The 21,481-nt window shown below is 33.3% G+C and carries 16 protein-coding genes; 11 read left to right on the top strand and 5 right to left on the bottom strand.

What is annotated here, in order from left to right:
- Positions 1-6: 6 nt before the first annotated feature.
- The 8 genes from HCW_RS06830 (at position 7) to HCW_RS06860 (ending at position 9,063) form a co-directional block, all read left to right on the top strand.
- Entirely contained in the window at positions 7-858 is an 852-nt protein-coding gene (locus HCW_RS06830; protein WP_014661494.1) for a coiled-coil domain-containing protein, read from the top strand.
- 9 nt (positions 859-867) lie between these two features.
- Positions 868-2,178, top strand: a complete 1,311-nt coding sequence (locus HCW_RS06835; RefSeq protein WP_014661495.1) for a hypothetical protein — start codon at positions 868-870, stop codon at positions 2,176-2,178.
- A gap of 74 nt (positions 2,179-2,252) precedes the next feature.
- A complete protein-coding gene (locus HCW_RS06840) occupies positions 2,253-4,529 on the top strand; it encodes a hypothetical protein (protein WP_155802255.1) in 2,277 nt (758 codons plus the stop codon).
- Position 4,530: 1 nt separating this feature from the next.
- The gene (locus HCW_RS09475; RefSeq protein ID WP_155802257.1) at positions 4,531-4,689 is read left to right on the top strand and encodes a hypothetical protein; all 159 of its coding nucleotides are present in this window, start codon (positions 4,531-4,533) and stop codon (positions 4,687-4,689) included.
- 13 nt (positions 4,690-4,702) lie between these two features.
- The gene (locus tag HCW_RS06845) at positions 4,703-5,422 is read left to right on the top strand and encodes a vWA domain-containing protein (RefSeq protein WP_014661497.1); all 720 of its coding nucleotides are present in this window, start codon (positions 4,703-4,705) and stop codon (positions 5,420-5,422) included.
- Positions 5,423-5,432: 10 nt separating this feature from the next.
- Complete coding sequence (locus tag HCW_RS06850) at positions 5,433-6,500, top strand: PP2C family serine/threonine-protein phosphatase (protein ID WP_014661498.1); 1,068 nt, start codon at positions 5,433-5,435, stop codon at positions 6,498-6,500.
- Positions 6,493-7,806 carry a protein kinase gene (locus HCW_RS06855; protein ID WP_014661499.1) on the top strand — a complete coding sequence of 438 codons (1,314 nt, stop codon included), beginning with the start codon at positions 6,493-6,495 and terminating at the stop codon, positions 7,804-7,806. The genes HCW_RS06850 and HCW_RS06855 overlap by 8 nt, the downstream gene beginning before the upstream one ends.
- A 30-nt stretch (positions 7,807-7,836) precedes the next feature.
- Positions 7,837-9,063: a phospholipase D-like domain-containing protein gene (locus tag HCW_RS06860; RefSeq protein WP_014661500.1), complete on the top strand. Its 1,227-nt coding sequence runs from the start codon at positions 7,837-7,839 to the stop codon at positions 9,061-9,063.
- Positions 9,064-9,442: 379 nt separating this feature from the next.
- Here the strand turns inward: HCW_RS06860 and HCW_RS09770 are convergent, their stop codons facing one another.
- Together HCW_RS09770 and moaA are read right to left on the bottom strand one after the other, a co-directional pair.
- On the bottom strand, positions 9,443-12,541 hold the full coding sequence (locus HCW_RS09770; RefSeq protein ID WP_014661501.1) for an AAA family ATPase: 3,099 nt from the start codon (positions 12,539-12,541) through the stop codon (positions 9,443-9,445).
- A 14-nt stretch (positions 12,542-12,555) separates the two neighbouring features.
- Entirely contained in the window at positions 12,556-13,521 is a 966-nt protein-coding gene (gene moaA, locus HCW_RS06870; protein WP_014661502.1) for a GTP 3',8-cyclase MoaA, read from the bottom strand.
- Positions 13,522-13,617: 96 nt separating this feature from the next.
- Between moaA and mobA the strand changes: the two genes are divergently transcribed.
- Together mobA and flhB are read left to right on the top strand one after the other, a co-directional pair.
- On the top strand, positions 13,618-14,223 hold the full coding sequence (gene mobA, locus HCW_RS06875; protein ID WP_014661503.1) for a molybdenum cofactor guanylyltransferase MobA: 606 nt from the start codon (positions 13,618-13,620) through the stop codon (positions 14,221-14,223).
- The gene (gene flhB / locus HCW_RS06880) at positions 14,216-15,292 is read left to right on the top strand and encodes a flagellar biosynthesis protein FlhB (RefSeq protein WP_014661504.1); all 1,077 of its coding nucleotides are present in this window, start codon (positions 14,216-14,218) and stop codon (positions 15,290-15,292) included. Before mobA ends, flhB begins: the two co-directional genes overlap by 8 nt.
- 78 nt (positions 15,293-15,370) lie before the next feature.
- Here the strand turns inward: flhB and acnB are convergent, their stop codons facing one another.
- Positions 15,371-17,932: a bifunctional aconitate hydratase 2/2-methylisocitrate dehydratase gene (gene acnB, locus HCW_RS06885; protein WP_014661505.1), complete on the bottom strand. Its 2,562-nt coding sequence runs from the start codon at positions 17,930-17,932 to the stop codon at positions 15,371-15,373.
- Between the two features lie 133 nt (positions 17,933-18,065).
- Between acnB and HCW_RS06890 the strand changes: the two genes are divergently transcribed.
- Positions 18,066-18,755, top strand: coding sequence for an MqnA/MqnD/SBP family protein (locus tag HCW_RS06890; RefSeq protein ID WP_014661506.1), 690 nt, complete (start codon positions 18,066-18,068; stop codon positions 18,753-18,755).
- A gap of 45 nt (positions 18,756-18,800) precedes the next feature.
- On the opposite strand, the gene HCW_RS06895 is transcribed toward HCW_RS06890, so the two are convergent.
- Together HCW_RS06895 and HCW_RS06900 are read right to left on the bottom strand one after the other, a co-directional pair.
- Positions 18,801-20,969: an outer membrane protein gene (locus HCW_RS06895; protein WP_231283026.1), complete on the bottom strand. Its 2,169-nt coding sequence runs from the start codon at positions 20,967-20,969 to the stop codon at positions 18,801-18,803.
- A gap of 304 nt (positions 20,970-21,273) precedes the next feature.
- On the bottom strand, positions 21,274-21,480 hold the full coding sequence (locus tag HCW_RS06900; protein WP_014661508.1) for a hypothetical protein: 207 nt from the start codon (positions 21,478-21,480) through the stop codon (positions 21,274-21,276).
- Between the last annotated feature and the right edge of the window lies 1 nt (position 21,481).

Below are 21,481 nucleotides of genomic sequence, written 5' to 3' on the forward strand. Positions count from 1 at the left end.
TGATTTATGGCTTTAAAGTCTATCACTCAAAGTTTAAACAAACAAGAGCTAAAAACACTCTTAGAATTTGTAGAAGAAAATGCAAGCTTTTTTGCTCATATCTTGCATGAATTGGATAAGAACTTCACTCAAAATAGCGCTCTTTTAAAATTTGAGCTTGATGCTAAAGGGGATTTGAAGGTCTCTAATGCCAATAGCGTTATCAAAAAATATGAAGATTCGTATAAAAAATTAGAACAAGAGTTTGAAGATTTCAAATCAAAAGGCAAAGAGCTTAACAAAGAATATAAAAAACTTAAACAACAACTCCAATCTCAAGAAAATATTAAAAAGAATTTAGAAAAAGAGCTTGAAAACATAAAGGCTAAAAACAAAAGCCTAAATTCAAGACATAAAAGAGAGCAAGCCCATTTAAAAAAACAAAACACACAAGATTTATCAAGCCAACTACAGCTTGAAAAACATAACTATGAAAAATTACAAGAAGAATACTCTCAATTAGAACAAGATTATAAAGAGCTAAAAGAAATCAAATTTATGCTTGAAAAAACCCACCATAATCAAAAAGAACAAGGAATAAAAGTGCATGAAAAATACGAAGTAAAAATAGAGGCATTGGAAAGAAAAATTGACTTTTTAAAAACAATGAACGCTAATTTGGAGTCTAAAAATCAAGCGTTACAACAAGAACTTAACGCCTTGAAAAAGTCTCTTGATAACCAAATATGCCAAACATCTCTAGCAAATGAAATAAGCACTCAAAATAATGAGTCAAGTTTCATCGCTAAGAGCATAGATATTGCAGAAAAACCAACTACAGAGTTACAACCCAAAAGAAAGCCTAAATGGCGCAGATAAGGAGAAAAAATGAAAGTTAATGAACATGTAGCAAAATGCTATGGAATGAATGCAGAGCAAAAAGAAGAAAAAAATGGAGAAAGAGAAATGAAAAACAATCTGCCAGATAATGCAAACCTCAAGAAAAAAGAGAGTGAAACAAATAATAATAATGCCCTAGCCTCTCAAGAAACAGCCCCAAACCAACACGCACCAACAATGCCAAAAATAGAGATAGAAATAGGAAAGAGTATTGAAAAATATTTGCCTAGTCTTATATCTAATCTTGAAGAAAAAATCAAAAGCTACCTACACCATGAACTAAGCGAGATTGAAGCAAGAGTTAACACAAAGTTGGAAAATCAAAATAACAAGATTAATGATTTCTTTAACAATGTTCAGCAAGAAGGTTTTTTAGACAAATTTCTAGCACCTTTTTCTAAAAAAGACCCAAAAAGACTAGAGCAAAAATATGATGAGCTAAAGCACGAGTATAAAAAGCTAGAAAAAGAACATGATAAATGTAAAACAATGGGGAATAAGCTTAACAAAGAATATAATCAGTTTAAAAAAGATTATGAAAGTTTGGAAAAAGAAATCAACAAGCTTGAGAGCCAAACCAAAGACCTTGCACGAGAGCTAAAAGATAAAGAGAACAAACTACACCAAGAGAAAATTCGCGCAACAAGTTTAGAAAATGACAAAGAGCATTTAAAAAAGACTCTCAATCAACAAGAAAATGAGATTAAAAGGCTTGATAGTGATTTGAACTATACAAAGAGTGAATTAAAAGCTACGCAAAACGATTTGCAGACTACTAAAGACAATTTAAAAGACACGCAACAAGAGTTGCAAGACACTACAGAGACACTAAAAAACACAACAAGCTTACTCAAAAATACCGAGCAAAATTTATTCGCCTTAGAACAACAGCACGAAAACTTAAGAAAAGAATTTTTTGTCAATTTGTATGAGGGCTACAAACAACTAGATAGTGATTTTAAAAAATGCTTTTTAACTATCAAGGACAATAACGCTATCAATTTCTTTAAAACGCTCTATGCCCCTAATGTTTTAGGGAATTTTTATGAACAAATCAAAGCCAGAGCCAAAAAGAACGAAGACATCACACCCTTAAAAGCTTATTTTGAAAAACTTTTTGAAGTCTTCACACAAGATTTTAATCTTGAAAGACTTATTACACAACAAGGAGATAGATATGAATCTAGCAAGCATGTTAGCATAGGAGCAAGCGGAATGAGTGGCAATCCTATAAAAGAAGTGCTTTTATTAGGGTTTAAAGATAGCACAAAAACTTATCAAAGCCTTGTAAAGATTTAAAAAGGCTTTTTGTGAAAGCTTTTTGTGAGCGTTTAATAGCTTATGTCATTAATTTTATTAAAAGGAAAGTAAGAATGCAAGAATATGAAGATATTATCAAAGCTGAAGAGCTTGTTTTAGAACTATTAGAAGATGAAGACGAACCGCTTTATCAAGAGCTCAAAACATTAGCTAATAATTCAGAAAATGAGAGCTCTAAGACTCGTAAAGATTGGAACAAAAAAGATACAGAAGAAATTCATAATATTGAAGCCAATGAATCTTTTATGGATTTATTTTTAGAGATTGATACAAGGGCGATTAGAACCCCTAAATACCCCAAATCCACTTTAGAAGATTTTAATGTGGGGCATTGGGATTTATACCCTTATAAAGGCAGTGATAACGCTGAAAAAAGAGTGAAGTTTCTTTTAGACAACTCTAATAAGATTATTTATGCTAGAAATGCTTGTAAAGATGTGCAGAAAAATGCCTATGTTGCTATTGACTTTGGCACTAAAAGCACGGTGGTGGGCATTTGGCAAAATGGCGAAAAACGCCTTCTAAAATTAGGGAGCGATATCCAAACCAACCCTAAAGATTATGAAAACCCCACGATTTTAGAATTTTGCGATATTGATAGCTTTCTAAACGCCTATTACAATAAAGAGCATAGACCCTACACAAACTATGAAGATTTAATCATCGCTCATGATGCTTATCATAACTTCAAAGAATCTAGTAGCGATGAGCCTAATGAATTTTATCGTTTCTTTTCTAAGCTCAAACAATGGGCAGGGAGCAATCAAAGCATTAGTATTGTAGATAAGATATTGCGTGAAAGCGAAGAGCGCTATGAGATTAAAAGCATTTTTGATGAAGACAGCTATATTAACCCCATTGAATTATACGCTTATTATATAGGGCGCTTTATCAACCAAATGAATACGGGCGTGTATATCAACTATCTTTTGAGCTATCCGGTCAAATACGAAAAGAAAAATAGAGAAAAGATTTTAGAAAGCTTTGAAAAAGGACTTAAAAAGTCTTTGCCCCATGGCGTGCTAGACAAACACCAATTAAGCGTAGAATTTGTGGCTACTGAGCCTGCGGCTTATGCGATTTCTGCGTTAGACAAATACGGCTTTTATAGTGAAAAATACGCAGAAAGCAAAACCTTTTATGGCGTGTTTGACTTTGGCGGTGGCACGACAGACTTTGACTTTGGCGTGTGGCTAGAGAGCGATAAAAAAGGCAAGGAATTTAAACTCGTGCATTTTGCTCAAGGGGGCAATGAAAAACTAGGGGGCGAAAACCTTTTAGAACTCTTAGCTTATAATATTTTTATCGCTCATATTGATATAATGCAACAAAATAATATTTGTATTTGCATGCCTAATTTTGATGTGAAGACTCCCGGTGGCTTAGAAAATAGCATTTTACGAAACGCCCCTACTATGCAAGCTAGAAAAAACTTAGCTTTGATTGCAGAATGCTTAAGACCTTTAGTAGAAGAGTATTTTAACATAGACAATATTAAAAAATTAGAGCAAGGCTTAGACATAGGCTTAGACCCAGCTAGTTTTAGCGTAACCTTAGAAAATAACGAGGGGCAATCTTTAAGTATCCCGCTAGATAGAATTGACTTTAACAAGTGCTATAAAACCTTGCAAAAACGAATCCATCAAGGCGTTATGGGCTTTTTTGAGGCTTTTAGAAAAGCAAGTGATTATATGCAAGGCTTAGATAAATTGCATATCTTTTTAGGGGGCAATGCGAGTAGGTCGCCTATTGTTGTGAGAGAATTTTTAGCCATTATTAAAGAAAAAGAGCAAGAGAGCAAAGAAAAGCTAGATTTCACGCTCTATCCACCCTTAGGCACTAAAGAGGCTATCAGTGTGCAAAAAAAGCTTGGGGTTTATGAGCATGAAGGGCATTTCACTAGAGTGGTTACTTGCAAAAGTGGTGTAGCCTTTGGATTATTAGAATGCAGAAAATCTAGCAAGATTGAGATTATCTCTGAGATTAAAGAAGATGATGAGGCAGGGTTTAAATTCTATATTGGCACTGATAGAATGAAAAAATTCTCTAAAATTATTGATAAAGGCGTGTTTGAGAGCAAGTATATAGACTTCTTGGATTATATGAGCGATAACAACATTGACATTTATTATACAAGCGATGATTTTGGGGCGTCTAACCAACTAGCCATTAAAGATGAGAGGGTTAAAAACATCACTTATACAGCACAAGATTTTGAAGAAGACTATCAAGTGAAAATTAAAATCATCAATGCTAATAGTATTGTGGTGGGTATCTTTGATAGCAGTGATAAATTAGTTGAAGAAAGCGAAGTGCTAGAGCTAAATTAAGATGCAAGAGCTAGATATTTTGCTCAAAGAGCTAAAGAGCAAGGAATTTATAGAGCTTTTAGAAAGCTTGGAGGGGGTTAAAAAAGAAAGTTTTAAAGAATCTGTGCATAGAATGCTAAAGAGTGAAAAAAGCCCTATGCAACAATATTTAAACCAATAATAAGGAGAATAAAATGAGCGATAGCGTTTTTGATGATTATTTTGGAGATAATGAAGAAAAGAAACAAGAAGTCTTTAGCGAGGGCGATGAAGAGGCACTAAATCCTAATACAAGAGTGCCGGTGTGCTTGTGTTTGGATATTAGTAGTTCTATGAGTGGAGCTCCTATTGATGAGTTAAACAAAGGGGTGCAAGAATTTTATAAAGCAATCAATGATGATGATGACGCTAAAGATAGTGCGGAAGTGTGCATTGTAACTTTTAATAGCAGCACTCAAGTTTTAGAGCCTTTTAGCTCTATTAAAGGCAATTTCACGCCCCCTACCCTTTATGCAAGTGGTATGACTGCTATGGGAGCTGGCGTAGAATTAGCCTTAAATGAGTTAGAAAAAAGAAAGGCTTACTACAAATCTAATGGCATAGATTATTATCAGCCCTTTATGGTGCTAATGACTGATGGCGAACCTACGGATTACATCAACCAAGCTACGCAAAAAACTTGTGATTTAGAGGCTCAAAAAAAGCTTACTATCTTACCTATTGGCATAGGTGGGGCTAATATGCAAATTCTAGGACAATTTAGCCAATTAAGACAACCTATGAAATTGCATGGGCTTGACTTTAAAGCCTTTTTCCAATGGCTCTCAAAAAGTGTGAGTGTTGTGTCTAGTTCTACGGCTGGAAATGCTGTAAATTTACCTAATCCTAGTGGTTGGGGAAGTGTCGTGCCATAAAGGATTAAAAATGAAATGCGATAATTTTAGCGTTGCTATTCAAGGCAAGGGGCATATCAAAACTAACACCCCTTGTCAAGATAAAGTCTATTTTTTAACTAAAAATAATGTGAGTGCAATAGCTTTAAGTGATGGGGCAGGAAGTGCTAAATTATCGCATTTTGGAGCTAAGTGCGTTACACAAAATATTTGTGCGTATTTATGCGAACATTTTAATGAGCTTTATGGTAATGAAAATGGTCTCAAAATCAAGCAAGATTTATTAGATTTTTTATTAGAGAAATTAAGTTTTTTACAAGAAGAACTAAATTGTGAAAAAAAAGATTTATCCTGCACCTTGCTTTTTGTGGCTATTTGTGATAACAAATATATCATAGGACATATTGGCGATGGCGTGATTAGCTATGTTAATAAAAATAAAGAATTTAAGGCTATTTCTTGCGAAGAAAAGGAAAGCGAGGCAAATTTAACGATATTTGTAACTTCAAAATACGCCCTAAATGACATGCGTTTGTTTAAGGGGGAGTTAAATAATATCTTAGGTTTTGTGCTATTTAGTGATGGGTCTCAAGTAAGTTTGTATAATAGGCATAAAAATATTTTTGCGAAGTCTTTAGACAATATTTTTAAGTTTTATAAAACATACGGCTCTTATAAAAAGGGCAGAAAAAAATTAAGAGAGCTTTTAGAAAATTATTGTCTCAACACTTTAAGGAAAAACACCACTGATGATTGCTCACTTAATTTTTTGTTTGTTAGGCAAGTCCAAGAAAATACAATAGAACTATCTTTAAAGAAACGCTTAGAGATTTTTAAAAAGTGTAAAAAATTAGAACCCACTTTAAAACGCATGCATAAGGCTATCAAAAATAATAGCCCCTTTTATTATCAAAAGCTTTTAAAAGAAATCAATGAAACTAACGCTACTCATTTGTCTAAACAACAAATGTTAGAAATAAACAAGCCAAATAAAAGACTAGAGCTAATCTCAAAACGCATGCAAAAAGTTGCTAAAAGTAATTGCCCACATTGTGCTTTAAAATTTTTAAAAGAAATGGCTAACAATTCTAATGAATAGCTATTTCACAACAAAAAATCAAAAAATAGAGCTTTCTAAAAAACTTAATAAAGGTGGTGAGGGAGAAGTTTATGAAATAATCAATAGTGCGAGTAGCTTAGGCTTTTCTTTTAATGCGCATCAAATTCATCAAAACACGCCTTTAGAGTTAAAAAATTTTAAGACTAAGATTAAAGAGAAAGCCTTGCAACAATCCATTACGCACTATGCGAATAAATCCAAGAATTTTAACAAAGAAAATTTAGATTTTTTTAGCGCTAAACTTTTAAAAGCCCCTACGCAGAAAACTTTTAGTTCGCCTAAAATAAAAGCTTTAGAGCAAATTTTACATAAAATTGGGTCATCTCAAACTAGCACACAAACTATTGAGCTAGTGGCTAAAATCTTTACCTTTAATGATGACAATAAAACTCCACAAGAAAAAGAACAAAAATTACAAGAATTAGAACAAAAACTAAATTTTATGCTCCAAAACCCTATAAACGACACAGCGATTTACTACCCCCTAAAATTGCTTTATGACGGGCAAAGAAGATTTAAGGGCTACTTAATGCTAAAAGCAAATGGCATGATGTTTAAAGATGTGTTTGCAGGGAATAAAATCAAAACAGCTTTTCCTAATATCACCAAAAGAGATTTAATTATTATCGCTCTTAATTGGCTTAAAAAAATAGAGATTTTACATGCTAAAAACATCTTAGTGGGCGATATTAACCCTAAAAATATCATGATGAATGAAAACTACGAAGTCTTTTTGATAGACACTGACAGCTATCAAATGGGCTCGTTTTTATGTAAAGTTGGTTTTGGGGCTTTTGTTTCTAAAGAACTTTTAGAGAGTGGAGCGAAGAGTAAGAATGGTAAGGAGCATTATACAAAAACTAGAGATTTAAGCGATGAATATTATGCCATAGCTGTGATGATATTTTATATTTTAATGCTAGGTTTTAGCCCCTATTCACATAAAAATGAAGATAAAGAAAGAGAAAATAAGCCCGAAGAAAACACTTTAAAAGGTTATTTCCCTTATTCAGTGCAAAAGATAAATGGTGGTTATGGCGATAAAATCCCTGCTATAAAAGGCAAAAAATTTTTAGAACATTGCTGGTCGCATTTGCACGATGACATTAAGCTTGCTTTTTATGAAAGCTTTAACCCACAAGGGCGTTATTATGCCCCAAACAATAGATTAAGCCCCAAAGCTTGGATAAATCTTTTAGAAATCTATCAAAGAGATTTGAACAACTTAATCCAAAAAGATAGCTTAGCTAATAGCGTCATTCCTTCTAGATTAAGGAATTATTAGGCTTAAATTCTAAAAGAAAGGTTTTAAAAAATGCAAAGTATCAATATAAAAGAAAATAGAATCTCTGGATACAAAATCTTGCATAATTGGCACACAAACAAAACTTTTATCGCTAGAAAAATGGGCGTGCATTATGTCATCAAACATGTGCCTTATTCTTTAAACCATGATGTCCTAATGGGTAAGATTAGAAGTTTGCAACAAATCACACATCAAAATTTGAATAATATTGTGGATTATTTCCCCTTAGAAGAAGAAATTATTCTAGGCACTGCAACCCTATCCAAAGGGCTTTTTATCGTTCATAAATACCAAGATACAGAATTGTTTCACAATTATTTTGAAAAGCATATTGATAATGGGGTTTTAAACAGAAATGTTAGTGTAATCTTCTTAAAATCTTTAATCAAACTTTGTGAAGTCTTAAAATATATCCATAAACATAACCATGCGCATGGCAATATTAAGGCAGAAAATGTGTGTTTTAACAAACAAAATCAAGAAATATTTTTGCTAGACTTTGGATTAACCCATTTAAAAGATGATAAAACCCTAGATTTTAAACAAGATTTTTATCAAATGGCTTTAATGGTCTTAAAACTTTTTAGCTCTTCATTAGACATTAAAAAAGCTCGTTTATTTAAATTTGAAAATCTTTTGCAAGACATCTTATCAAAAATGATAGCTAGAGACTATCAAAATACTGATGCAATCATAGATGATTTAAAAAATTTGTCTAAGAAATTAAATCAAACTCTAAGCTCTGCTAAAAAGCCAAAGAGTTGTAAAGAATTAGAAAATCTTAAAACGGGTTATGTTACCAATAAAGATGAGAACTTGCTTTTCTTGGATTATTTGTTTAATTATGCCAAACAAGAAATCATCATCGCCTCTCCATGGATTAATACAAGTGTGATTAAAAGACGAGAAAAACAAATCAAAAATGCTTTAAATAGAGGGGTGCATATCACTATTCATTATGGCATGAAAAATCAAGTGAAAGAGGATATTAAAGATGAGGCGAAACAAATTTTAGACAAACTTCAAAAACAATATAGCACCTTACAAATTTATAAAAATGAAATCGGCGACCACTCTAAAGTCATCATTTGTGATAAAAAATGGATGGTTGTAGGCAGTTATAATTGGCTCTCTTTCTTAGGTAAGGACAAGAGAGGAGAAACTGGCACTTTCAATAAAGAAAAAGACCAAATTTTAAAAATGATTGATGAATTAAACATGAAAAAACACCAATAATCACTCTATTAGCTATAATTGGTTGTCAAATTGCAATCCGTATTGATAGGCATTTGAAAGCCCTTTTGCCAATTATCTTTAAAATAAATCTCTGTCTTGCCTTTCTTATATCTACAGGTATTGATGAGTGTTTTTGAAGGCTCTTTTTTTAATAGATTAGATTATCTCTAAAAATTTTCATCAAAAAGCAAGCCCTACACACGCTAAAACGCTTGTTTATAGGCATTATCCTTATATAAACATAGCTTGAATTATGAGAGAATATAAATAATGTTTTAATTTTTCAAGTTAAGCAAAGAGCCATAGATTTTCTTGCTCTCTTTTTTTAATTCTTTATTCTTTTAAGCCATTCTTTCTAATTTTTAATCAAGTTTGTAGCTCAAATTATCCATTCAAATAGTTTTAAAAAATTGCTTTCTGTTTGCTTGCTCACCACATCTTGCCCACCATATAAGAGCTTGGTTTTGAATGCCATGGCTAATTCCATACGCTTATTTTTGGCGTATTTTTCTTTGTCGCTTGTGCTAAATAAATCTTCAATTTGTTTGAAATTTTCATTGCATTGTGAGAGTTGTAAAATTTTGATAGGACTACCTAAATCTTTATTCTTTTCTTTAAATTTTTCACTATTTACTTTTTGCGGGTCAACACCACTTTTCCTATCATCATCTATCAAAACAACAGGATTTCTATCTAATTTTTGAAGTGCCTTAATAGTTGTTTCCATATCTTGTGCGTTATCTTTAAGCCCAGAAATTGGCAAGAAAGTAAAATTAATGGGGTCTTTTTTAAACTTATCAATATGTTTATTAAAATATAATTTAAAGGCAGTGAGATAGCAATAATCTGTAATCCCCTCTACAAAGACAATTTGATGTTCCATAGGGTTATGAAAAACATGTTGACCTACCCCCAAAGAGCGTTTGATTTTATCTAGAGCATCAGAGTCTTTGCTCACATCATTTAGGGGATAGTTAAAGTCATTGTGAATCACTGAGCCTTGTTTTGTTTTTTCTACAATTCTTATTTCATCTAAATGGTCAGTATCCACCAAAAAGGGGTCATGAGTAGCTAGAACAAAGGTAACCCCATGCCTATAGGCATAATCTTTTAAAAATTCCCTAAATTGTTTTCTAGCTGGCACGCTTAAATTAGTGGCTGGTTCATCTATAACATAGATGTTATTTTTGCTAAAAATGGGTGGTATCCCAGCGCTATAGAGAAAACCAAATACAAAGTTAAACGCCCACTTGAAACCCATGCTCTGTTGCTCTAAAATAGCAGGTTTTTTCTCTTTTGATTTTCTGCGGTCATAGATTTTAAACTCAAACTCATATCTTAAATCTTGTTGATACTGAACGCCAATTTCAAAACGATAACCACTACCTAGTGCTTTTTCATCTTGACTGATGGCGCAAAGTTTATTGAAATCTTGAGTAGCTAAAGAATCAATTCTTGATTGTATATCATGCTGCAATATTTCTCTAAAAGTCCCCTCAAAAGAACCAATACTCCTATCTTTTGAATATAAATCAAGCTTTATATTATCATTATGAAAACTACTCTTAATACTACATTCAATCCTATTACAAATATCGGTAAAAAGGCACGGATTATCTGTTAATAAAATGGTATCAAAATTAGATAAGCTTTTAAAAATTCCATGTAATTTAATGCGCTTTTTAGGAACACCTAAGCAGTATGCCATTTTTCCTAACTCACTTTCTCGTTTATCTCTTTTTTCTCTGCCACTTTCCTTTAGCTTGCTGATAAATTCTTTATACCTAATAAAATAAATAAAATATTCTTGACAATCAACTTCTTTTTTCCATGACTTCAAAAGTTTGGCATAATAGTCTTTACCAAGACATATCTCCATAAATAACGAACTCTCAAAAAACCAACTTGGTTTATCTAATTCTTTAATAGAAATTTTTGGTTCATTTAAGTCAAGCTGGGCTCCAAGATTTTCGCTAACAATTTGAATATCTTTATACTCTCTTATGCTTGGAAAAGAATCATCTATTTTAGATGTAAAAATGCCGTTATTTGGAACCCTTCTTAATTGTCTACTAAACATATCACAAAGTTTTATAAATTCTTTACGGCTTTTTGCTTGTAGTAGTTTTTCTTTTGTCTTTCGCCACCCTTTTTGCATATAGTTAATGCTTTCTGTAATGCTTTCTGCACTTCCCTTAAGAGAAAAACTTGGATTGCGCATCGAATGTAGCACATAATATGTTTGCACCACATTGTTGCCAGATGACCCAAATATTCTCTTTTCTATTTCTTCTCCAAATTTATTGATTTCTTGTTTTAGTTCTTCTTGAGATAGATTTTTTAAAGAATGAGAATCATAAATTTTTTTATATATGTTCATGTTATCTAATATATAACATATATTTTTATATCCTTGTTTTATAGACACAAAATCTTCATCTGCTAAAACCATTTCTTCTTTGAGTTGCGTATAGTTTGGCTTAAGAACATGTTCATGTAAAAATCTTATGAGCCATATGGGCAACTCATTTTTTTGGATATAGTAGTTAGCATCTAAATTTATTAACCCTTTTTCAGCATGTCCAACAAAATCTTTTTCTTCTCTCTTTTCTTTTTCTCTTAATAAACTTTGCTGAATACTGCTTGACCTTTTCTTACCAACAATCTCTTCAAGCTCCTTGAGTTTCTCTCTTAATTTGTTTATATTCTTCTCAAAGTCAGCAAGAATCTTATGTATTTTTTTATCATTATTTCCTTTACTTTTTTTATATTTTTCATGTTCTTCAATAAAATAGATACACAAAGATTTATCTTGTTCCTCTAGCTTATTTTTAATTGTTTGACAATTTTCTTTGTCTAATTCACTAAGAAGCAAATCTTGAATGTCTTCTTTGATTGTAGGTATTTTTTGCTCTATTTCTTGATGATAGGAGCTTAATTTCTCAATAATCTCTTTTATGACATCAACTACCTTTTCATAATTCCTATTCAATACACAACAAATATTATATTTATTTTTATAGAAAACATCAGAAATTTCTTTAAGTTTTTCATGCACATCATAACCATTAGGAAGTTGTTTTTGGGGTAATAATTCAAAAATATCAATAAAAAGTTTATCATAAGTAGTATCAATCTGAAATTCCCAATCATTTGAAGTTTTAGCCAAGACTATTTGTCGCCCAATGGCATTATTCACCAACCTTAATATACCTCTTTTCGGACATTCACACTCATTAGTCCCTATCTCTTTATAATCCCTATAATCATTGCTTATCTTCTTGCTATCAAATAGTTTCAAAGCTTCCAAAACCCTGCTCTTGCCTACATTATTTTCTCCCACCAAAATCACTAGTCCGCCTTGCTTATCGCCACTAAAATGTGCGTTTAAGAGTAGTTTGGTAGGCGAGTTTTCGCCTAAAGGTTCAAAATTGCAAAGTTGTAAAAACCGCGTTTTTAATTCCAAGTTATGCTCCATATTTTCAACGCCCCTTATCCCCCCGTATAATAAAACGCCCTTGTAGAAGTTTCGCTATTTTCATCACTCCACATGTTTTTTTCGGGTTTATTGATTACGGATTGTTTTAAAAGCTTTTTCATGCCCACTATATCCTTACTCATAATCGCATCTCTAACATCTACAGCATCTTGGTAATATAGGCATGGACAAATCTTGCCATCAGAAGCCAAGCGGATACGATTACAAGATTTGCAAAAATCATCGCCATGCGGAGCGATAATGCCAAATTGATAGCCATTTTCTAGCGTGTAGATTTTAGAAGGTCCTTTAGGGTTTTTTTCCATACCAACAATTTTGTATTTTTGACTAATCAAATCTAAAATTTCTTGCTCTTTCAAGCCTTTAACAAAGCTTTTAGCATGCGAATTTTCCATAAATTCAATATAGCGGATTTGTATATTTCTATTCTTTGCATACTCTAAAAGCTCTAAAATCTCATCATCATTAACGCCTTTCATAGCCACAGCATTAAGCTTGAGTTTTAAACCCACTTTCAAGGACTCTTCAATGCCTTCTAACACATTTTTAAGAGCGTCTTTTTTAGAGATTTTAATAATCCTATCGCTTTTTAAAGAATCTAGCGAAACATTCACTCGTGATAATCCGGCATTTTTCAAGTCCTTAGCCATTTTTTTGAGTAAAAAGCCATTAGTCGTTAAAACTAATGCCACTTCCTTGTTGTAGGCATGCAATTGAGCGATAAATTCATCTAAGCCCTTGCGTAATAGTGGCTCTCCACCAGTAATTCTAATCTTTCTAATGCCTTCATCAATCGCAATTTTAAGAAATTCTAAAACATTATCTAAGGGCAATAATTCTTCATCATCAAAAAAATCTAATGGCGTAGTAGGCATACAATACTGACACCTAAAATTACATTGTTTGGTTACAGACACTCTAATATAGTCAATAACCCTATCAAAACTATCTATTAACATTCACTCCCTTTATCCCCCTATCAATTCTCATATTTAAGCTTTTAGTGTAACATAATAAACAACAACTTAATCAAGCTTTAAAAATGGATAAACTATTTGAAACTACCTTTTATCAATGATATTCCTTGTGTCCTACTTGCTGGGGGTAAAAGCTCTCGTTTTATTGTGAATAACGCCCAAACAAACAAAGCTCTTATGCCCTTTAAGTCTTATTCTAGCCTTTTAGAATACCAATACACACGCCTTTTAACGCATTTTAAAGAAGTATTTATTAGTGTTAAAAAGCCTTTCAAACTAAACGCCCCCTATCTTTTAGAAACAGAGAATGAAATTTTTTCACCCCTTTTTGGCATTCATAACGCTTTTTTAACATTGCAAACCCCCTATATTTTTTTTATCACCATAGACACGCCTTTAGTATCCTTTGATAGTATTAACGTTCTTTGTGAAATCCAAAACTTTAGCGTAGTGTATGCTAAAAGCCCCATTAAAGAGCATTATTTAATTTCCTTGTGGCATAAAAATGTTCTTGATACTCTTAATAACGCTATTAAAAATAAAAATTATCGCCTTAGCACTCTTATAAAAAGTATGCCAACAAAGAGTATAGATTTTGATAGCGAAGAAGAATTTCTAAATCTCAACACCCTAAAAGACTATGAATTAGCCTTAAAAATTTTAAAAGAGAAAAAACATGGCTGAAGAAGAAAAAACCGAACTCCCTAGTGCGAAAAAAATCCAAAAAGCTAGAGAAGAAGGCAATGTGCCTAAGAGCATGGAAGTGGTGGGGTTTTTAGGACTATTAGCGGGGTTATTAAGTATTTTTATATTCTTTATGTGGTGGGTAGATGGCTTTAGCGAAATATATCGCCAAATTTTAAAGGATTTTTCTTTAGATTTTAGCAAAGAAGATGCTTACAAGCTTTTTTATCAGCTTGCCAAAGACGCTTTTTTATTGCTCTTACCCCTTTTAGTCATTTTAGTTGTTGTGGCGTTTTTAGCTAATACTTTGCAATTTGGTTTGCTCTTTGCTCCCAAAACCATACAGCCCAAATTTTCTAAAATCAATCCTATTAATGGCGTTAAAAACCTTTTTTCTTTAAAAAAGCTCATTGATGGAAGTTTGATTACTCTAAAAGTTTTTTTAGCTTTTTTTCTAGGATTTTTTATTTTTTCTTTATTTTTAGGGGAATTAAACCATACAGCCCTTTTAAATTTAAACAGCCAATTATTATGGTTTAGGAATAAGGCGTTATTACTCATTGCTTCGCTTTTATTTTTATTTTTTGTCATGGCTTTTATAGATTTAATCATCAAACGCCGTCAATACACTAACTCTTTAAAAATGACTAAACAAGAAGTCAAAGACGAATACAAACAGCAAGAAGGAAACCCTGAAATCAAAGCCAAAATCCGCCAAATGATGATGAAAAATGCCACCAATAAAATGATGAAAGAAATTCCTAAGGCTAATGTTGTTGTAACTAACCCCACCCACTATGCCATTGCTCTAAAATTTGATGAAGAACACCCCGTGCCCGTAGTTGTGGCTAAGGGAACTGACCATTTAGCTATCAGGATTAAGGGTATTGCTAGAGAGCATGGCATAGAAATTATAGAAAATAAAAAACTCGCTAGAGAGCTTTTTAGAGATGTGAAATTAAACGCTACGATACCAGAAGAATTATTTGAGGCTGTAGCAATTGTGTTTGCTCAAGTAGCCAAACTAGAAGAAGAGCGCAAAAAACAAAGGATTATCAAATCCTTTTAAAAGCGCAAATATTTTTCTTATAAATTTTCTTACTAAAAAAGAGAGCAAGCTCGCCTTTTTAGCCCCCTCCTATCCAAACTAGAGCTTAAAATTCTCCATTAGGTTAAAGTTCATATAGCGATAAACTTTATCTTTCTGATTCTCTAGTTTTTCATTCACTAAATTAGCGTATTCTTCCTTAGTAGGGATTTTTCCTAGTAATGCACACACAGCCCCAAGCTCTGCACTACCTAAATACACTCTAGCCCCCTTACCCATACGATTATCAAAATTTCGTGTAGAAGTAGAAAAGACTACCGCATTATCTCTCACTCTTGCTTGATTACCCATACATAAACTACAGCCAGGAACCTCAGTCCTAGCTCCTGCAGCTCCAAAAATCGCATAATAACCCTCATTAATAAGCTCTTTTTCATCCATTTTAGTCGGTGGCACTACCCAAAGGCGTGCTTGACTAGCCGGAGCGTTTTTAACAATTTCGCCAAAGGCTCTAAAATGCCCAATATTAGTCATACAAGAGCCAATAAACACTTCATCAATTTTGTGCGGTCTTTTACCGGTTGTATCAGCTAAAATCTCACTCAAAGTGGCTACATCATCAGGGTCATTAGGACAAGCTAAAATAGGCTCTGTAATTTCAGCCATATCAATTTCAATGATAGCAGCATATTTTGCATCACTATCTGGCTCTAATAACACCGGATTAGTTATCCAAGCTTGCATAGCGTCCTTACGCTTTCTTAAAGTCTCTTTATCTTCATAATCACTTGCAATCATTTCTTCAATAAGTTTAATATTAGATTGTAAGTATTCAATCATAGGCTCTTTATTCAGGCGCACCACACAAGCTGCAGCACTTCTTTCTGCGCTCGCATCGCTTAATTCAAAGGCTTGCTCCATTTTAATGTCAGGCAAACCTTCAATCTCTAAGATACGCCCATTAAAGATATTGATTTTACCCTTTTTCTCAACCGTGAGTAACCCTTGTTTAATCGCATAGTAAGGAATCGCATTAACCAAGTCTCTTAAGGTAATTTCAGGTCTTCTCTCGCCCTTAAAACGCACTAATACTGATTCTGGCATGTTTAATGGCATCGTGCCTGTAACAGCTGCAAAAGCGACTAGACCACTCCCTGCAGGAAAACTAATGCCTAAAGGAAAACGAGTGTGGCTATCTCCCCCTGTGCCTAAAGTATCGGGTAATCCCATGCGATTTAGCCATGTATGAATCACGCCATCGCCCGGATGTAATGCCACACCACCCCTTTCAGTGATAAAGCTAGGTAAAGTCGCATGCAAACTCACATCGCTAGGTTTTGGATAAGCGGCGGTATGGCAAAAACTCTGCAACACAAAAGGAGCGTCAAACTTCAAACTCGCTAATTCTTTAATCTCATCTCTTGTCATTGCCCCTGTAGTGTCTTGACTGCCCACAGTAGTAACCTTTGGCTCACAATAGGTGCCGGGCAATACCCCCTCTAGCCCACAAGCACGACCGACAATTTTTTGTGCCAAGGTGTAGCCTTTAGCATTACTTTTTGGAGTAGCTGGTTTTTTAAACACTTCTGATTCATCTAATCCCAAGAATTTGCGCGCTTTATTGGTCAAACCCCTACCGATAATTAAAGGAATGCGCCCTCCTGCTCTCACTTCATCTAACAAAGTTTCAGGCTCTAATTTAAAGGTGCTAATTACCTTATCATCAAGCGTGATTTCACCCTTATAAGGATAGATTTTAATAATGTCGCCTTCTTTCATTTCTTTGACATCAGCAATAATGGGTAACGCCCCACTATCTTCACAAGTTGCAAAGAAAATCGGAGCGATTACACCCCCAATCACTAACCCTCCACTCTTTTTATTAGGCACAAAAGGAATATCTTTTCCAAAATGCCACATAATAGAATTAGTCGCACTTTTCCTAGAGCTTCCTGTGCCAACCACATCGCCAACATACGCCACAGGAACGCCCTTAGCCTTAATAGCCTCTAAGCGTTCTTCATAATCTTTAATCCTATTTTTTAACATCGCTTTTGCATGCAAAGGAATATCACTTCTAGTAAAGGCATCACTAGCAGGGCTTAAATCATCAGTATTGGTTTCACCATCAATTTTAAACACGCACGCCTCAATACATTCACTTAATGGCTCTTTATTCAAAAACCACTCCGCATTCGCCCAAGACTCTAACACTTCTTTAGCTAGAGCATTAGTCTTACTCAAATCAGTAATTTTATCAAACGCTCCATAAACTAAAAGGGTAGATTTTAAAGCTTTAGCACTTTCTTTAGCGATGTTTTCATCTTGACTTTCTAAGCCTACAATTAAAGGCTCTACATTATAACCCCCAAGCATTGTGCCTAAAAGAGTAATTGCCTCTAAAGCACTAATATATGCACACTCTAGCTCTTTCTTGGATAGTTTTGCTAAAAACTCCGCCTTAACTTTCGCTCCCTCATCTACACCGGGACTTACCCTATGAACCAACAAATCTTTAGCAAAAAGCGCCTCTTCTTCGTTATTGGACATTAGAATCTGAACCACACTCTCTACTTGTTTAGCATTCAAGGGTAATGCAGGAATCCCCTCTTGCTCTCTTTGCAAAGCTGCCTGTTTATATTCTTCTAAAAAGTCTTTCATTATCTCTCCTAATTTTAGATAACACCACTATAATTGATGTGCCATAAACCAACCCATGATAACAAAACTATTTTTACTTTTAGTTAAGTTATAAGAAACTTTAGCTACCATGTGATACAAAAAAGGATTTTAAGTGCGTTTTGGTAAGATTGATTATTTGAATATGCTCCCTTTTGATGTGTTTATCAAAGCCTATCCTACCCCTTGTTGTTTCAAACAATTTTTACGGCTTAAAAAAACTTACCCCTCAAAACTCAATACAAGCTTGTTGTTTAGGCGTATTGATGCAGGCTTTATTTCTTCTATTGCTGGCTTTAAATTCGCCCTTAATTCTTATTCTCTAGGCATAGTCGCTCACAAGGAAGTTTTAAGCGTGCTACTCTTAGCTAAAGAAAATGCCTTTGATAAAGAGTCCGCATCTTCAAACGCCTTAGCTAAAGTGCTAGGATTACAAGGCGAAGTGCTTATTGGCGATAAAGCGTTACAATTTTATTATCAAAACAAACACCAAGATAATGCTTTCATAGATTTAGCGTCTAAGTGGTATGAAAAAAAACGCTTGCCTTTTGTTTTTGGGCGTTTGTGTTATCATAAAGATAAAGCTTTTTATGAGCGATTGTCTTTAGCCTTTAAACACAAAAAAGTTAAAATCCCCTACTATCTTCTTAATGAAGCGAGTTTAAAAACTAAGCTAAAACGACAAGAAATTCTAAACTACTTGCAAAAAATTTACTACTCTTTAGGCAAAAAAGAGCGACTGAGTTTGAAAGCATTCTATCGTGAGTTATTGTTTAAACACATTCAAAAACCCAAGCGTTTTTAAATGCTCTAAAGAATTACAAAACATCTATATTTTTAATCAACCCCCCTAAAACCCCCACACATACCCAACATAATAAACGAACTCTCTTTTATAATTCACTTTATAATTAGCTGTATCAATATATCTTTGAGAAAGCATAGGAATCTTTACTCCTAATTCAATACCATGATGACTAAGAATATTAGTTCTTAATCCAAAATCAAACAAACATTGAAAATGAGTCGCTCTAATTTTATCTTTCATATTACTAGAATACTTTCTAGTAGCCAACCATGAATTACCTGCTACTTGAAATCCTCCAAAGATTCCATAACTAGCTAGTTTGTTTTCAAAGACATTCACTAGAATATCTAAACCTACTCCATAAGTAAGCATATTCATATTTTCTTTGTTAGTGTTTCTTTGATTTAAGACTCCATAGTTATAATCTAAGAAAGCATAATATCTTAATCCTAATTGTCCGTATTTCTTTTTACTTTCTCTATTACCTTTAATATAGTAGTTAAACATTTGTTTATAGCCACCCTTTATTCCAAAGCCTAGCATATAACCTTGTTGAGTGCTTTCTATATCTTTGTCATTGTTAGTAAGCTTAGTTGTAGGTGAGCTTAAGTAGTTCATGTTGTTAAACATACTCGCTAAGGTGCTTAGACTTGCTAAGGCTATGGGTTTAGAAGATTGTAAAGTGTTATAGGTAGCTTGGTGTTGTTGGGAGTTGGTGGGTAAAGCTAAGAAGTTTAAAATAATTGTATTTTGACTAACCTTATTTGAATTAAGAGAATTATTAATATCATTTAAGATATTTTGAAGTTGGGCTTTTGTAGGGTAAGCATCTGAATTGGCTGTATTTTGCTGATAGTGTGGGTATTTGCTATACATCTCATTATAAAATTGACTAAAGCTTTGAATGGCTGTGCCTATTTGTTGGTTATTGTGCGAAGTTAAAGCGTTAGCTACATTACCTACATTATCCCACCAAGACATAATAGTATTATAAAGGTCTTGAGTGCTCATCTCTGTAAGCTTAGGACAACCATTATGGTTTTGACCACAATAGCCTTGATTTCCTTGTATAATAAGCTTTTCATTTTGTATGGTAAGACTTACTGGTAAAACACTATCACTGCCACTACCAATAACGCTACTAATCCAATTGCCAAACTGCACACTAGGGTTTTTTACTTGCTCATCATAGAGATAAACATCTGCTAAAGATTGTCTAATAATGTCAAGTGCTTTAGTTTTATTTTGCATATTTGCTTGTGAAACCTTTAAATCCTGCACTTCATTTTCAAGCTGAGTTAATAGAGAATAGAGATTAGCCCCACTTACTAATAACCCTCCATTATCCGTATTACCTAAAAAATACTTGGGTTGCCCCATTTTATTATAAGTATCTATAAGACTTTTTGGGACATTCATTTGTTCTAATAAAACTTCTAATTGTGCCTTACCACCTGTATAATAACAATTGCCATTATCTGTTTGACAATTCGTATAAAGCTTTGAACTCATATAAGCAAGGATTGAATTTTCAAAATCTGTTGCATTGTAAAGAGCGTAAGCATAATTCACATCTTTTTTGTTTTCGGCTATGCCTTGTAACATTTGAAAAAACATCAAATTTTGAATGCCAAGCTCAGGGGATAAATACGCATGGTTTTGTTGTTTGCTTGATGAGTTATTGCCATTAATAGGGTGCAAAATACCATTTTTTGCAATATCTTTTTCAATTTCTTGCTCTGTTTTATTTTTCATATCTTGTGCTGTTAAATATGTTTTTGTTGTTGGGTCGTATAGTTTGAAGTTTGGATTACCAATTGTATTTTCTTGCACAAGTGTAACAATAGCATTCAAATCAGTTGTGATTGTTGAAACATTGAGTGTAGAATGAGATGATTTGAGATTAGCTAGGATATTTTCAATTTTTGATTCAATTGTTTGCATAATAACGCTATTTTTCATAAGGGGGCTATAAGCACCACCATCACTACCGGGTAAAATATAGCCTTTAATCATTGTAGCTTTAAGATTTTGCAAATAGTTATTCAAGTATCTTTCAAAAGATTGCTTTCTCAAACTCTCAAGATTTTTTATAACTTCGCTATTAGCATTATTCTCTAAAGCGTAATGACTAGCTATGAGCGTGTTACTAAATTGATTAGGACTAATAAGTTGCAATAAGGCATTAGATTGAGTCATTACAGCACCCATATTGATAGCACCTGCACCTTTTGAAGTTAGACCCGCATTTAATTGTAAGCTTTTGGCTAATTTATCTATTTCTGGTTTTTTAAGTAAGCTAGGGTCATTTTGTAAAGTTTGTAGAGTATTGATAGCTCTTTCTTGAACTTCTAAGTTATTGAGTCTAATTTGCTCTAGTTTTAAATTATTGAGTTGGGCTTGTTGTTCGCTTGTGGGTGTTTTACTACCTATTTGACTTTCTAAATCTTGAATTTGTTTATTAATATCCTTGTCATTTAAACTAGCAATTTGACTAGAAACATTATTGTAGAGACTATCTAATTGTTGGGTAGTGAGTAACCCCCCCCCCGAAAATATCAGAATTATTGTAATAAGGGTTAGTCATAGAAGAGTTTTCTTTCATTTGTGCCATTTGATAGTTAGCTCCAAGAAAGAAAGAGCTTTCTTCAGCTATTAGAGAATTAACTAGAGAGAAACTTAAACTTAAAGCACTAAAAAGTTTTATGGTGTGATGAGACATA

The sequence above is a fragment of the Helicobacter cetorum MIT 00-7128 genome (assembly GCF_000259255.1).
Classification (GTDB): Bacteria; Campylobacterota; Campylobacteria; order Campylobacterales; family Helicobacteraceae; genus Helicobacter; species Helicobacter cetorum_B.

Bases quoted from the DNA above. Each gene is read 5' to 3' on its own strand.
- HCW_RS06830 (WP_014661494.1), top strand. From the start codon at position 7: ATGGCTTTAAAGTCTATCACTCAAAGTTTAAACAAACAAGAGCTAAAA.
- HCW_RS06835 (WP_014661495.1), top strand. From the start codon at position 868: ATGAAAGTTAATGAACATGTAGCAAAATGCTATGGAATGAATGCAGAG.
- HCW_RS06840 (WP_155802255.1), top strand. From the start codon at position 2,253: ATGCAAGAATATGAAGATATTATCAAAGCTGAAGAGCTTGTTTTAGAA.
- HCW_RS09475 (WP_155802257.1), top strand. From the start codon at position 4,531: ATGCAAGAGCTAGATATTTTGCTCAAAGAGCTAAAGAGCAAGGAATTT.
- HCW_RS06845 (WP_014661497.1), top strand. From the start codon at position 4,703: ATGAGCGATAGCGTTTTTGATGATTATTTTGGAGATAATGAAGAAAAG.
- HCW_RS06850 (WP_014661498.1), top strand. From the start codon at position 5,433: ATGAAATGCGATAATTTTAGCGTTGCTATTCAAGGCAAGGGGCATATC.
- HCW_RS06855 (WP_014661499.1), top strand. From the start codon at position 6,493: ATGAATAGCTATTTCACAACAAAAAATCAAAAAATAGAGCTTTCTAAA.
- HCW_RS06860 (WP_014661500.1), top strand. From the start codon at position 7,837: ATGCAAAGTATCAATATAAAAGAAAATAGAATCTCTGGATACAAAATC.
- HCW_RS09770 (WP_014661501.1), bottom strand. From the start codon at position 12,541: ATGGAGCATAACTTGGAATTAAAAACGCGGTTTTTACAACTTTGCAAT.
- moaA (WP_014661502.1), bottom strand. From the start codon at position 13,521: ATGTTAATAGATAGTTTTGATAGGGTTATTGACTATATTAGAGTGTCT.
- flhB (WP_014661504.1), top strand. From the start codon at position 14,216: ATGGCTGAAGAAGAAAAAACCGAACTCCCTAGTGCGAAAAAAATCCAA.
- acnB (WP_014661505.1), bottom strand. From the start codon at position 17,932: ATGAAAGACTTTTTAGAAGAATATAAACAGGCAGCTTTGCAAAGAGAG.
- HCW_RS06895 (WP_231283026.1), bottom strand. From the start codon at position 20,969: ATGGGTGCTGTAATGACTCAATCTAATGCCTTATTGCAACTTATTAGT.
- HCW_RS06900 (WP_014661508.1), bottom strand. From the start codon at position 21,480: ATGTCTCATCACACCATAAAACTTTTTAGTGCTTTAAGTTTAAGTTTC.